At 43.5% G+C, this 12732-nt stretch carries 11 protein-coding genes; 4 read left to right on the top strand and 7 right to left on the bottom strand.

From position 1 onward, the window contains the following. Positions 1-9: 9 nt before the first annotated feature. Positions 10-1494 (bottom strand): carbon starvation CstA family protein, encoded by a 1485-nt coding sequence (locus KP803_RS16475; RefSeq protein WP_248009951.1) that lies wholly within the window; start codon positions 1492-1494, stop codon positions 10-12. A 300-nt stretch (positions 1495-1794) separates the two neighbouring features. Between KP803_RS16475 and KP803_RS16480 the strand changes: the two genes are divergently transcribed. Continuing rightward, positions 1795-2136 (top strand): DUF2799 domain-containing protein, encoded by a 342-nt coding sequence (locus KP803_RS16480; RefSeq protein ID WP_282437311.1) that lies wholly within the window; start codon positions 1795-1797, stop codon positions 2134-2136. A gap of 73 nt (positions 2137-2209) precedes the next feature. Here KP803_RS16480 and murQ read toward each other — a convergent pair whose 3' ends face one another. After that, a complete protein-coding gene (murQ, locus tag KP803_RS16485; protein WP_248009952.1) occupies positions 2210-3136 on the bottom strand; it encodes an N-acetylmuramic acid 6-phosphate etherase in 927 nt (308 codons plus the stop codon). A 10-nt stretch (positions 3137-3146) separates the two neighbouring features. Next, a complete protein-coding gene (locus KP803_RS16490) occupies positions 3147-4259 on the bottom strand; it encodes an anhydro-N-acetylmuramic acid kinase (RefSeq protein ID WP_248009953.1) in 1113 nt (370 codons plus the stop codon). Between the two features lie 165 nt (positions 4260-4424). On the opposite strand from KP803_RS16490, the gene nagZ reads away from it, so the two are divergent. Next, positions 4425-5408 (top strand): beta-N-acetylhexosaminidase, encoded by a 984-nt coding sequence (gene nagZ / locus KP803_RS16495; protein WP_248009954.1) that lies wholly within the window; start codon positions 4425-4427, stop codon positions 5406-5408. A gap of 64 nt (positions 5409-5472) precedes the next feature. Here nagZ and btsR read toward each other — a convergent pair whose 3' ends face one another. Together btsR and KP803_RS16505 are read right to left on the bottom strand one after the other, a co-directional pair. After that, positions 5473-6192 (bottom strand): two-component system response regulator BtsR, encoded by a 720-nt coding sequence (gene btsR / locus KP803_RS16500; RefSeq protein WP_248009955.1) that lies wholly within the window; start codon positions 6190-6192, stop codon positions 5473-5475. Between the two features lie 9 nt (positions 6193-6201). Next, complete coding sequence (locus KP803_RS16505) at positions 6202-7878, bottom strand: sensor histidine kinase (protein WP_248009956.1); 1677 nt, start codon at positions 7876-7878, stop codon at positions 6202-6204. Positions 7879-8115: 237 nt separating this feature from the next. On the opposite strand from KP803_RS16505, the gene KP803_RS16510 reads away from it, so the two are divergent. Continuing rightward, the gene (locus KP803_RS16510; protein WP_248009957.1) at positions 8116-9192 is read left to right on the top strand and encodes a 3-deoxy-7-phosphoheptulonate synthase; all 1077 of its coding nucleotides are present in this window, start codon (positions 8116-8118) and stop codon (positions 9190-9192) included. Positions 9193-9202: 10 nt separating this feature from the next. Continuing rightward, the gene (tyrA, locus tag KP803_RS16515; RefSeq protein ID WP_248009958.1) at positions 9203-10330 is read left to right on the top strand and encodes a bifunctional chorismate mutase/prephenate dehydrogenase; all 1128 of its coding nucleotides are present in this window, start codon (positions 9203-9205) and stop codon (positions 10328-10330) included. A gap of 97 nt (positions 10331-10427) precedes the next feature. On the opposite strand, the gene KP803_RS16520 is transcribed toward tyrA, so the two are convergent. Then, positions 10428-10802: a PilZ domain-containing protein gene (locus KP803_RS16520; RefSeq protein WP_248009959.1), complete on the bottom strand. Its 375-nt coding sequence runs from the start codon at positions 10800-10802 to the stop codon at positions 10428-10430. A 190-nt stretch (positions 10803-10992) separates the two neighbouring features. Then, positions 10993-12660 (bottom strand): energy-dependent translational throttle protein EttA, encoded by a 1668-nt coding sequence (gene ettA, locus KP803_RS16525; protein ID WP_248009960.1) that lies wholly within the window; start codon positions 12658-12660, stop codon positions 10993-10995. Positions 12661-12732 lie beyond the last annotated feature (72 nt).

Raw genomic sequence — 12732 nt, forward strand, 5'->3', positions numbered from 1 at the left:
GTTGAATGATTAAGCAGGTTTCGTTTCTACTTGAGGCTTCTCTTCATCAGCAAGCTCAGAATCGCCTTTGCCTTTTGAAATCTTAATCACGTAAGTCGTTACACCTAATGTGAATAGTAGGCCAGCAATCGTTGATACAGGCATTGATAAACCAAAGCCTAGTGTGCTGTTGTTTAGAATGAATGTAGATACAACCGTTGTCATAAACATCGCAGGTACTGTTGTTACCCAGTGCAGTTTGTTGTGACGCAGTAGGAATGCAGACGCAGTCCAAAGCATCATTACGGCTGTTGTTTGGTTTGCAAATCCGAAGTAGCGCCAGATAATACCGAAATCTACTTGAGTTAAGATGCCACCAAGAACGAATAGTGGTAGAGCCATCATTAGGCGATTACGAAGTGTTTTCTGTTCCATGTTAAAGTATTCAGCAAGGATTAAACGGCTTGAACGGAACGCAGTGTCACCTGAAGTGATTGGTAGAATAACCACGCCTAGGAACGCTAAAATACCACCAAATACGCCCAGAAGACCAAATGATGCACTGTAAACAACCGCACCTGGGCCGCCATTAGCAACGGCTTCACCAAGAGACTCAACTGAGCCGAAGAAGGATAGCGCAAGAGCACACCAGATAAGAGCGATAATGCCTTCACCGATCATTGCTCCGTAGAATACAAAGCGACCGTTCTTTTCATTTTCCATACAACGCGCCATCAGTGGAGATTGAGTTGCGTGGAAACCTGAAATCGCACCACAAGCGATAGTGATAAATAGCGCTGGCCAAAGTGGCATATCGTTAGGGTTCATGTTGTTGAACATATCGCTAACTTCAAAGCCGCCAAGTACGGTGTGCTCACTAGACATCGCGACAGCAGTAATTAGACCGACAGACATGAAGATCAGTAGTGCCCCAAACAGTGGGTAGAAACGACCAATGATTTTATCAACTGGAACAATCGTTGCGATGATGTAATAACCAAAAATAATCGCGACCAATGTAGACATACTGACATTCATGCCTGTCTGGTCATTGATTAGGTTTGTAATCATGCCGGCTGGTGCCGATACGAATACAACACCAACAAGTAGTAACAAGACAATGGCAAAAATGTTCATAAAATGTTTGGCGCCTTTGCCTAAGTAACGACCTGTGATTGTAGGTACAGAAGCACCGCCATTACGCACAGAAAGCATACCTGAGAAGTAGTCATGCGTTGCACCAGCAAAGATACAACCGATAACAATCCAAAGCATCGCGGCAGGACCATAAAGCGCACCCATGATAGGTCCGAAGATTGGGCCTACGCCTGCAATGTTTAGAAGTTGAACTAGGTAGACTTTTTTGGTCGACATTGGAACGTAGTCAACACCGTCAGTTTTAGTGTGAGCTGGCGTTTGGCGTTTTTCGTTGATACCAAACACTTTTTCAATGAAAGCGCCGTAAATAAAGTAGCCGCCGATAAGGGCCGCAACACAAGTTAGAAACCACAACATAGGGTCATCCTTTGGATTAAATTATCAGTTCAATATGTATATTAACTAGCCCTATTGATAGAAACATCCACTAAAGTGCCCAGTGGTCATATCCTGTCTTTAATGGTGGCTTATCTAATTAAGTGGTTTTTAGTTAAGCTAAACGGTTGCGGATTATAGTGAGTGGTTAACAACACCGTCTAAGTGGTTGATGAGGGAAATACTCGGTAGCAATATAAATTTAAGTGGCAGAATGGCAAATTAACTGGCAAGTTGAGTTACAGTTATAAAAGAGAAATAAAAATAAGCGAAAGGAAAATAATGAAAAATATTATCGCATTAGCACTACTTGGAACTCTTGTCGGTTGTGTCAGCAGTACTGAGCAACTCGCGGAAAGTGGTGATTGGTATCAAATAGGGTACCAAGATGGCGTCAAAGGACATACAGAACGATCATACAAAGATTTAGCCAAGTTAGGTGGCGCGAAACAATCTGAGTATAACGAAGGTTATACGGAAGGGGTGACGGAATACTGTAACCCAAACTTTGCCTACCAAATGGGCATCTCAGGGCAATACTATGAAGGTGTGTGTGAAGGCATGCCGGAATCTCAAAAATTTCGCATGGAATGGCAACGCGGTTGGGCTGAATACAGTAATTAACCCCCCTAGATCTAATACCTCAAGCAGTAGGCGACTTACTCACCGTCGCCTACTGCTTTAATCACTGAATACGTTAAAGGTGTTTACTTCCTTCAACGGCTTTTCTTAGGAAGCCATCTTGGTTGTTAAGCTGCTGTTTCGCCTCTTCCAAGCTTAACCCTGTTAATATCATCAAAATGGCCAACTTAACATCGTACTTTGTTTGTTCCAGTGTTTGAGTTGCTATGCTTACGTCACAATCGGTGGCTTGGGTGACAATACGAGCGGCTCGTGCCACGAGCTTTTTATTGGTCGCTTTCACATCGACCATCAAGTTTTGATAGCTCTTACCAAGACGAATCATACTGGCTGTCGTCAGCATATTGAGAATCAGCTTTTGCGCCGTTCCTGATTTAAGTCGAGTCGATCCGGTTAACGCTTCTGGTCCAACGACCGGACTTATCGCGATTTGAGCGATTTCCGCAATAGGAGAGCTAGGGTTGCATGATAGCGCAACGGTGGTAGCACCAATATCGTTGGCGTACTCTAAAGCACCGATGACATAAGGGGTTCTGCCGCTAGCTGCGATTCCAACAACCACATCTTGATGAGTGAAGTTAATGTTCTTCAGATCGTCGACGCCAAGCGTGAGAGAGTCTTCTGCGCCTTCTTTGGCTTTGAGTATGGCCTCAGCTCCACCTGCTATCAAACCAATCACCATTTGATCTGACACGCCGAAAGTTGGAGGGCATTCTGAAGCATCCAAAACGCCTAATCGTCCGCTGGTACCTGCGCCCATATAAATCAGTCTGCCTTGTCTTTTGAAAGCAGACGTAATCGCATCCACGGCTTTGGCTATCTGTGGCAGTTCTTTTTCGACCGCGATAGGGACCTGTTTATCTTGCTGATTTAGTCGTTGTACAATTTGCTCTGATGATAAAAGATCAATGTCCATTGTATCAGGGTTACGACCTTCAGAAACAAGGTGGGAAAGGGCGGCAATTAGCGCATCATTAGTCATATAAAACCTATTAATTATTCGGATAAATTACGCCGAGTGAGGCTAGCTTACTGGCACCGGTCACTTCCGGTAAATTGCTGCTGAGTCCATATGTACGCCTATAAGCTAACCAAGCAAAGGCGATAGCTTCCATATAATCACTATCAACCCCTTTCTCGCTGGTGGTTGTGACCTCCCAGTTAGGAAGCTGCTCACATAGGCGCTTTAGAATTAAAGGGTTTCTAGCTCCGCCACCACATACTAGCAACTGAGGATAATGCCCAGTAACGTACTGTTTAACCTGGTCACAAATGGTAACCACCGTATATTCACATAACGTTCTTTGAACATCTTCTATCGATGTTGGGAACTCTTCTAAATATGACTCAAGCCAAGAGAGATTAAAAAGCTCTCTACCTGTACTCTTTGGTGGCAGTTGTTGTAAGTAAGGCTCTTTGAGTAAAGTGTTGAGCAGCAGAGTATCAACATGGCCTGATTGCGCGAAAGTGGCACCTTTATCATACGGTTGGTTGAGATGTTGTTGGCACCAAGCGTCCATTAACATATTGCCCGGCCCTGTATCAAAGCCAAGTGCCTTTTTATTTGGACGCAGAACGGAGATATTCGATATGCCACCAATATTTAAAACCACAATACTGGAATCCGTTGGGGTAAATATGGCGTGATGAAAGGCGGGAACCAACGGTGCCCCTTGTCCCCCTAACGCCATATCTTTACGTCTGAAATCAGCAATGGTATTGATGCCTGTCCTTGCGGCGATAATATTGGCATCCCCAAGCTGCATAGTAAATGGGGAATCTGCGACAGGTTGGTGAAAGACCGTCTGACCGTGATTCCCGATTGCGGTAATTTGATCGGCGCTATACCCAGATTCCTTGAGCAGTGCATTAACGGCATCAGAAAATAGTATGCCGAGCTGATGATCGAGCTCACCGATTTCAATTAGGTTAGTAGATTGTCCAACCGCAACATTAAGCAAACGCTGCTTTAGCGCCTTTTGCATTGGGAACTCATGATGTGCGACCATCTTTACGTGGCTCTCGTTAATTTGGACTAATGCGGTATCAACACCATCCATACTGGTTCCCGACATCACACCAATAAATAGTTCAGGCTGTTTCAAATTCGACTCCGTGGAACTCGGTTAATAAAGGCTCGTGACAGATAAATAGACTCGATAGCATCAGAGAGTTTACTGACTTAACGCGAACCGAAAAAGCATTGTAATGTAAATTTAAAACGAATAATCTCGATAACTTAGCGAATTGAGGAGCAGGTAGAAGAAGTTATGGGACCACTGTGGATAGACGTAGCAGGTTACGAACTAACAGCAGAAGATCGAGAGATTCTTGAACATCCAACGGTGGGTGGCTTGATCCTGTTTTCGAGAAATTATCACGACAGTGAACAGTTAATTGCGTTAAACAAAGAGATTCGCAAAGTGGCGAAGCGTCCACTCTTGATTGGTGTCGATCAAGAAGGGGGGCGTGTGCAGCGATTCAGAGAAGGCTTCTCAATCATTCCTGCTGCCGAAGAGTACGCAAAACACAACAAGGGTGAAGCGCTCGCTAAGCAAGGTGGTTGGTTGATGGCCGCAGAGCTAATTGCTCATGATATCGATCTCAGTTTTGCGCCTGTTTTAGATAAAGGGCATGAGTGTAAAGCGATTGGCAGTCGAGCATTTGGTGAGAGTGTTGATGAGATCATTCGTTACAGCTCCGCTTATATGCAAGGGATGAAGTCGGTTGGTATGGCAACAACAGGAAAACACTTCCCAGGCCACGGTGGTGTGATTGCTGATTCGCACTTGGAAACACCTTATGATCATCGAGAAGATATCTTTCAATCAGACATGGCGACTTTTAAAGCTCAGATTGAATCGGGTATTTTGGATGCAATGATGCCTGCACATGTTATTTACCCTCATTATGATGAGCAACCTGCAAGTGGTTCTGAGTATTGGCTTAAACAGATCCTACGCCAAGAGCTTGGTTTTAAAGGGCTGATTTTTTCTGATGACTTAACCATGGAAGGCGCTTCTATTATGGGGAGCCCAGCAGAGCGTGCACATCAGTCATTGGTGGCTGGGTGTGACATGTTGTTGGTATGTAATAAGCGGGATGCTCAAGTGGAAGTGTTAGATAACTTGCCAATCATGGACGTACCAACGGCCGATGCATTACTTAAGAAGCAGTCATTTAATCTCTCTGAACTGCAAGGTTCTAATGACTGGAAGCAAGCGTCTGAGGCGATGAAAGCGATAATTGGTTAAAGACATTTGTTGAAATTTAGTCTCATAAAAAAGCCACAATTTAGTGGCTTTTTATTTGGGCGCTTTAATGGAAGCCTAGCATCTCTTTTAGTGCTTTTAGGTAACGACGACTGACTGGAACTTGATGATCGCTGGTGGTAATGATTTCGGCTAATCCATTTTCCAAAAGCTTGATCTCTTTGATCGCTTTAGTGTTGATTAAGTACTGCCTGTGACAACGAACCAATGGCGTTTTCTCTTCTAGTACCTTCAGGGTTAGTTGGCACGCCGCGACTTGTTTCTCTGTTTGTACTTGCACGCCACTAATATCAGTATGAGCGAACTCCACCTCGTTGGTTGGGATAATCATAATACGGTTCAAACCAATACAAGGCACTTGTTCAAGTGACTGTGGAGCAAGAACGGAAAGATCTTGACGCTGTGAGGGGGTTAACTTGATCAGGCGTTTGATGGTTTTTTCCAAGCGGCAGGAATTGACGGGTTTTAGAAGGTAATCAAATGCATTTTCTTCAAAAGCTTGAACCGCGTAGTCATCATAGGCTGTAACAAAGACGACATTGGGCATGGTTTCAGGGTCAAGCATGCCAAGCAGTTCAATGCCGGTTACTTGTGGCATTTGAATATCAAGGAACACCACATCAGGCTTTAATTGATTGATTTTCTTTAGCCCCTCAATCGCATTACTCGCGGTGTCGACTACAGTCACTTTACCTGTCTCTTCCAGTAACTCGGAGAGCTCTTCTCGAGCAAATAGCTCGTCATCAATCACCAATGCTGAAAGCATACTCATACCTTACTGGTTGTCCTGATTTGGAATAATAAAACTCATTCGAGTGAATTGATTCTCTTCGACTTCAATTTTTAGTGCTGCGTCACGACCAAATTTATTGGTTAATCGTTTATCTACAATCGACATCCCAAGCCCAGAGTGATCTTCTTGCGGTACTTTGTAGCTCCCTGCATTGTCTTCTACGACGATTCGTTGACCTTTCATTACCGGTTGATTGTAAATTCGAACTCGTCCCCCTTCGAGCAGTTGAGAGGTGCCATGCTTAATGGCATTTTCGACTAAGGGTTGCAGCGTAAAGGTGGGTAATTGGCGAGATAAAAGCGCTTCATCGATATTAATATCAACTTCTAATCGGTCACTAAAACGTGCTTTCTCAATGGTCAAATAGGCGTTTACGTGTGCCAGCTCGTCTTTAACTGTGACCGTTTCAATGTTTTGTTTCAGGTTACTACGAAAGAACTGAGATAAGTGTTGGATCAGCTCACGAGCTTTATCTGGGTTACGACGGATAACGGCATTAATGGTGTTTAGTGCATTAAACAAAAAGTGCGGGTTAACTTGAGCGTGCAGCAGTTTAATCTCAGCCTGAGAAAGCAACATTTGCTTTCGTTGGTAATCTCCAAAGAGGATCTGACTAGAGAGCAGCTGTGCAATACCTTGCGCCATGGACATATTGATGGTTGAGAAGAGTTTACGCTTTGGCTCATAAAGTTTGATCGTGCCAATGACTTTATCGCCCGCTCTCAGTGGGATAATAAGTGCGGAGCCTAATTTACAATTCGGTGATAGAGAGCATTGATAACGGGTTTCCTTTCCATCAAGGTACATAATTTGATTACCATTGATGGCATCAAGTGTACTTACAGATGAGATTGGAGTATTGGGTTTATGGTGATCGTCGCCAATCCCAACAAAGGCTAATATTTTTTCATCATCCGTAATCGATACCGCGCCGACACTTGTCTCTTCATAGACGATACGAGCAATTTTTTCGGCATTCTGACTATTAAAACCTAGAGCCAAAATACCAACAGAGCGCTCTGCAATATTCAATGCTCGGCGAGAAAAGGTGGCCGAATACTCTTCAAAAATGGTCTTTCTATCTTGCAGAATACTCATAAACAGTGCCGCCCCAAATGAGTTGGCAATGATCATGGGGGCAGCGATATCAGAAACCAACGCATACGCTTGAACAAAAGGTTTTGCCACGATCAAGATGATCAGCATCTGTACTATTTCAGCAAATAGAGTCACGGAAAACACAACGGTTGGGCTAAAGAGAAGGCTGATTTTGTTTTTACGAACAAAGTAGATGTGTACTAACCCACCGATGAGCCCTTCAGCGGTTGTTGAAATGGCGCAGGCGACATCGGTAAAGCCTCCTAAAGAGTAACGATGCATTCCACCTGTGAGTCCAACCAAAAAACCAACCACAGGGCCGCCAAACAGACCGCCCATCACAGCCCCAATAGCCCGAGTATTGGCGATGGCATCGTTAATCTGTAAGCCGAAATAGGTGCCTAAAATACAAAATAGTGAGAATAGTACGTAGACACTGGCTTTATGGCTCAATCGATTAGAGATGCTCAGTAGAGGCAAAAAAATGGGAGTCTTACTAAGCATGTAAGCTAATACAAGATAGACACACATTTGCTGAAGTAAGGAGAGGATAAGATCCATGATGGCACCAGATAAAAGTCTTAGTGCTATTTTAGATAAGAAAAAGGCAATAAAACACGGTTAACTCATCATTTATATGAGAAGAGTTTGAATTATCAGGGTGTAATGTATTATTTACACGTGGTGTTTTTTGTTGTTTACACTTGAAATATCATTTTATCCTGTTATTTTGTTCAATATTGTCGTGGGCGAGATAGGGTTCTCGCTAGGTGTAAAAATGGATATACAGGTGTGGTTATGCAAAAAAGTGAGTTAAGTAATATTAATATTAGCAATGAACAGGTGTTAATTACTCCTGAAGAGCTAAAAACAAAACTGCCTTTGAGTGATAACGCTCGCCGATTTATCCAAGAGTCTCGTCAAACTATCGCAAATATCATTCATAAGAAAGACCACCGTATGCTGATCGTCTGTGGTCCGTGCTCTATTCACGATATTGATGCGGCAAGAGAGTATGCGAAGCGTTTGAAAGCGCTCTCTGAAGAACTAAGCGATCAGCTGTACATTGTGATGCGAGTTTACTTTGAAAAGCCACGTACCACAGTGGGTTGGAAAGGCCTAATTAATGACCCTCATTTGGATGGTACATTTGATATTGAGCATGGTCTTCATGTTGGTCGTGAACTTTTGGTTGAACTGGCAGAAATGGAAATTCCATTAGCGACAGAAGCATTGGATCCGATCAGTCCTCAATACCTAGCGGATACATTCAGTTGGGCGGCCATTGGTGCTCGTACAACGGAATCCCAAACTCACCGTGAAATGGCAAGCGGCCTTTCAATGCCTATTGGTTTTAAAAATGGTACGGATGGCAACTTAGGGACAGCGATTAATGCTATGCAAGCCGCTTCTTCTAGTCACCGTTTCATGGGGATTAGCCGTGAAGGTCAAGTTGCGCTACTGACGACGCAAGGTAACCCAAATGGCCATGTAATCCTTCGTGGTGGTAAACAAACTAACTACGATTCTGTTTCCGTGACAGAGTGTGAGCAAGATATGGCGAAGTTTGGTCTTGATGCGTCATTAATGGTGGACTGTAGTCATGCAAATTCACGTAAAGATTACCGTCGTCAGCCTCTTGTCGCAGAAGACGTTATCCACCAAATTCGTGAAGGTAATCAGTCTATTATCGGTCTTATGATTGAAAGCCACATCAATGAAGGTAATCAATCTTCTGATATCCCTCTAAAAGAGATGGAGTACGGTGTGTCTATCACTGATGCGTGTATCAATTGGCAATCAACTGAGGCACTATTAAAGCATGCACATACTGAGTTAGTGCCATTTTTGGAAGACCGCCTAAAAGGGAAATAAAGGAACTAGCATGGCCGTTGAGTTAAACGAGTTACGTGACCAAATTGATATTGTTGATAAGCAAATTTTAGATTTATTAGCACAGCGTTTGTCACTGGTAGAAAAAGTTGGTGAAGTAAAAAGTGAGCATGGATTACCTATTTATGCGCCGGATCGAGAAGCGGCAATGTTGGCTTCACGTCGAGAAGAGGCTGCAAAGAAAGGGGTTCCGCCACAACTGATAGAAGATATTTTACGTCGAACGATGCGTGAATCTTATGCCAGTGAAAAAGACTCCGGCTTTAAATGCCTAAACCCAGAATTACGCTCTGTTGTCATTGTGGGGGGTAAAGGTCAACTCGGTGGGCTGTTTGGCCGTATGTTCGAACTTTCAGGTTATGAAGTGAAAGTTCTAGGCAGCCAGGATTGGGACAGAGCCGATGAAATACTAGACAATGCTGGTTTGGTGGTTGTGACGGTTCCAATTCATCTCACTCAAGGTGTTATTGAAAAGCTATCAAACTTACCTTCTGATTGTATTTTGTGTGATTTAACATCGATCAAATCGAAACCTTTACAAGCGATGTTAAACGTTCACCAAGGACCTGTTGTTGGATTACACCCAATGTTTGGCCCTGATGTACCTAGTTTAGCGAAACAGGTGATCGTTTATTGTAACGGTCGAGATGAAGAGAGCTATCAATGGCTTCTTGAGCAGTTTTCTATTTGGGGGGCGTCTTTGTGCAATATCGATGCAGGAGAGCATGATCATGGCATGACATTGATCCAAGCACTGCGTCACTTTACCTCATTTGCTTATGGGCTTCATTTGAGCAAAGAGAACCCAAATATAGACAAATTGCTTCAGCTTAGCTCTCCTATTTACCGTCTTGAGTTGGCTATGGTTGGACGTTTGTTTGGCCAAGACCCTAACCTCTATGGTGATATCATTTTCTCATCGCAAGAGAATATCGATATGATTAAGCGTTTCCATCAATGTTTTGGTGATGCTCTAGAGCTGTTAGATGGAAAAGATAAGGCCGGATTTATTGAAAGCTTTAATGATGTGAGTGAGTGGTTTGGTGATTACTCTTCACAGTTTATGAGCGAGAGTCAAAACTTGTTGAAGCAGGCTAACGACGCAATACATCGTGGTTAGTTAAAATAAAACAATGAATGATAAAGAGCAGCTTAGTCTGCTCTTTTTTATTGTCTTTTTTTCAACACTAAGGTTAACCGTAATTCAACAATAGTGACTAAAGGTGTTCGCCTAAATCAGATAAGTGTTCAATATCTCGGTGAAGTAAACTGTCATCACCGACATTGAGTTCAATTAACCGCTTTAAGTGAGAGATACTTTCAATATCAATATGGTCGATACTGGCTCGAATAACATTGTTATCCATATGGATTAGGTTGACGCTCATCTCGATAACGATATCACTATCTATAAGTGAAAACTGAACATCAGCTAACTGGTTCAGGTTAAGATCTTCGCAACTGGCTTCGGCACTGAGTAATAAACCATGCAATGATAAATCCTGAATGCTAGAGTCGACGGAGATCTGCCCTTGAACAATAGTCGCAGGGGCCTGATAAATAACTCTTGAAAAGCGACGTTTTTCAACCATAGTAATGTCTCTTGTAAATTAGCTTTGCTATTTATTCGAACATAGCGTCAATGGATATTTAAATATCATAGCAAACTGACTGCCACATCAATGTGTCGCTGCTCTCTCTTTAAGGTTAACCTACGATTAAGTAGAAACAATAAAGGCCGCAATGAGCGGCCTTTTAATGCGATTATCTAAGCAAAATTTACTACTTAGCGATACGCTTATACTTGATACGATGTGGTTCTGCTGCAGCCGCACCAAGAGTCTTTTTCAGCCACTCACTATATTCAGTATAGTTGCCTTCATAGAAGTTGACCTGACCTTCGTCGCGGTAGTCTAGAATGTGTGTTGCAATACGGTCTAGGAACCAACGGTCGTGCGAGATAACCATTGCACAGCCAGGGAACTCAAGCAGTGCTTCTTCAAGAGCACGTAGCGTTTCAACGTCTAGATCATTGGTTGGTTCATCGAGTAGCAGCACGTTACCGCCCGCTTTTAGTAGTTTCGCTAGGTGAACACGGTTACGTTCACCACCAGAAAGCTCACCGATGATCTTCTGTTGGTCGTTGCCTTTAAAGTTGAAGCGAGAGCAGTATGCACGTGCAGGGATTTCGAAGTTGTTGATCTTAATGATATCAGCGCCTTCAGAGATCTCTTGGAATACTGTTTTGGTATCATCCATGCTGTCACGGAACTGATCAACTGACGCAAGCTTAACTGTTTCGCCAAGTTCAACTGTGCCTGAATCTGGCTGTTCTGCACCACTTAGCATTTTAAACAGGGTTGATTTACCCGCACCGTTGGCACCAACGATACCAACGATAGCACCTTTAGGCATGCTGAATGATAGGTCGTCGATTAGAACGCGATCACCAAATGATTTGGTTAGATTGTTAACTTCAAGAACCTTATCACCTAGGCGCTCACCTGGCGGGATGAACAGTTCATTGGTCTCGTTACGCTTCTGGTATTGGCCAGTAGTGAGTTCTTCAAAACGAGCCATACGAGCTTTAGATTTAGCCTGACGGCCTTTCGGATTTTGACGAACCCACTCTAGCTCTTTCTCAATGGTCTTTTGACGTGCGCTTTCGCCTGCTTTTTCTTGCTTCAGACGCTCGTCTTTTTGCTCTAGCCAAGACGTGTAGTTACCTTCCCATGGGATACCTTCACCACGGTCAAGTTCTAGAATCCAGCCAGCTGCGTTGTCTAGGAAGTAACGGTCGTGGGTAATTGCCACAACAGTACCGCTGTAATCAACTAGGAAGTGCTCAAGCCATGCTACTGATTCAGCATCCAAGTGGTTGGTTGGTTCATCAAGAAGCAGCATGTCTGGCTTTTCAAGAAGTAGACGACAGATTGCAACACGACGACGCTCACCACCAGATAAGAATTCAATTTTAGCGTCCCATTCAGGAAGACGTAGGGCGTCAGCAGCGCGCTCTAGAGCAGTCTCTAGATTGTGACCATCTTTCGCTTGGATAAGCGCTTCCAGTTCACCTTGTTCTTTTGCTAGAGCATCAAAGTCAGCATCTGGTTCTGCGTATGCTGCATAGACCGCGTCTAAACGAGTCAGTGCGCCAGCTACATCAGAGACGGCTTCTTCTACAATTTCACGTACCGTTTTTGATTCATCAAGAACAGGCTCTTGGGGTAGGTAACCTACTTTTAGACCTTGTTGTGCGCGTGCTTCACCGTCAATGTCTGTGTCGATGCCTGCCATAATACGCAGTAGAGTTGATTTACCAGAACCATTAAGACCTAAAACACCAATTTTGGCACCTGGAAAAAAGCTAAGAGAGATGTCTTTTAGAATCTGACGTTTTGGAGGCACAGTTTTGCCAACGCGAGACATGGTATATACGTATTCAGCCATTGCCGATCGTTCCTAATTTTATGGGTACAAAGGAGTTATTTTATACCAATTGCACCACTTTTGTTACTCAGG

Origin of the sequence: Vibrio amylolyticus (genome assembly GCF_023145695.1) — a bacterium.
Classification (GTDB): domain Bacteria; phylum Pseudomonadota; class Gammaproteobacteria; order Enterobacterales; family Vibrionaceae; genus Vibrio; species Vibrio amylolyticus.

Coding starts and splice junctions, on each gene's coding strand:
- KP803_RS16505 (WP_248009956.1), bottom strand. CDS start 7,878: ATGGATCTTATCCTCTCCTTACTTCAGCAAATGTGTGTCTATCTTGTA.
- KP803_RS16475 (WP_248009951.1), bottom strand. CDS start 1,494: ATGTTGTGGTTTCTAACTTGTGTTGCGGCCCTTATCGGCGGCTACTTT.
- ettA (WP_248009960.1), bottom strand. CDS start 12,660: ATGGCTGAATACGTATATACCATGTCTCGCGTTGGCAAAACTGTGCCT.
- KP803_RS16480 (WP_282437311.1), top strand. CDS start 1,795: ATGAAAAATATTATCGCATTAGCACTACTTGGAACTCTTGTCGGTTGT.
- tyrA (WP_248009958.1), top strand. CDS start 9,203: ATGGCCGTTGAGTTAAACGAGTTACGTGACCAAATTGATATTGTTGAT.
- KP803_RS16520 (WP_248009959.1), bottom strand. CDS start 10,802: ATGGTTGAAAAACGTCGCTTTTCAAGAGTTATTTATCAGGCCCCTGCG.
- murQ (WP_248009952.1), bottom strand. CDS start 3,136: ATGACTAATGATGCGCTAATTGCCGCCCTTTCCCACCTTGTTTCTGAA.
- KP803_RS16510 (WP_248009957.1), top strand. CDS start 8,116: ATGCAAAAAAGTGAGTTAAGTAATATTAATATTAGCAATGAACAGGTG.
- nagZ (WP_248009954.1), top strand. CDS start 4,425: ATGGGACCACTGTGGATAGACGTAGCAGGTTACGAACTAACAGCAGAA.
- btsR (WP_248009955.1), bottom strand. CDS start 6,192: ATGCTTTCAGCATTGGTGATTGATGACGAGCTATTTGCTCGAGAAGAG.